The sequence below is a fragment of the Streptomyces durocortorensis genome, assembly GCF_016901035.1.
GTDB lineage: Bacteria > Actinomycetota > Actinomycetes > Streptomycetales > Streptomycetaceae > Streptomyces > Streptomyces durocortorensis.
In genome coordinates this window covers 1-467 of sequence record NZ_JAFEUF010000083.1, presented here as the reverse complement: position 1 = coordinate 467, position 467 = coordinate 1, and the positions used below count along the sequence as shown (strand labels likewise).

The 467-nt window shown below is 85.4% G+C and carries 1 pseudogene; it reads right to left on the bottom strand.

What is annotated here, in order from left to right:
* Window positions 1-193: 193 nt before the first annotated feature.
* Window positions 194-467 (bottom strand): annotated as a pseudogene (locus JS521_RS17665) (hypothetical protein); the annotation flags it as partial.

The following is a 467-nucleotide window of genomic DNA, read 5'->3' as shown; positions in this document are numbered from 1 at the left end:
GGGGCCGCCCGCCCCCTTCGGGGCCCCCCCCCCCGCGGCGGGGCGCGGCGCCCGCCCCGCCGGCCGCCCCCCCCCCGCCCCCCCCCCCCCCCCCCCCCCCCCCCCCCCCCCCCCCCGCCCCCGGGGCCGGGGGGCCCCACGCCCTGGAGGCGGCGCGGGCCAGCTGAGTCCCGGGTCTGCTGAGGACCGGGGTCTACGGGGCGGGGGCGAGCCCGTCGGCGACCAGCCCGGCGAGCACCGCCTCGCCCAGCGCCTGGACGGCGGAGGCCGGGCGGACCATCACGGTGAACTCCTTGATGCGTCCGTCCTCGTCCAGGTGCAGGAGGTCGATGCCGTGGATCTCCTTGCCGCCGACCGTCGCCCGGAACAGCAGGACCGGCCCCCGGGCCCGCGGCCCCGCGGGGGCGCGACGGGGGGCGGGCCGCCCCCCCCCCCCCCACGAGGAGGGGCGGCCCGGGGGCCGGCGG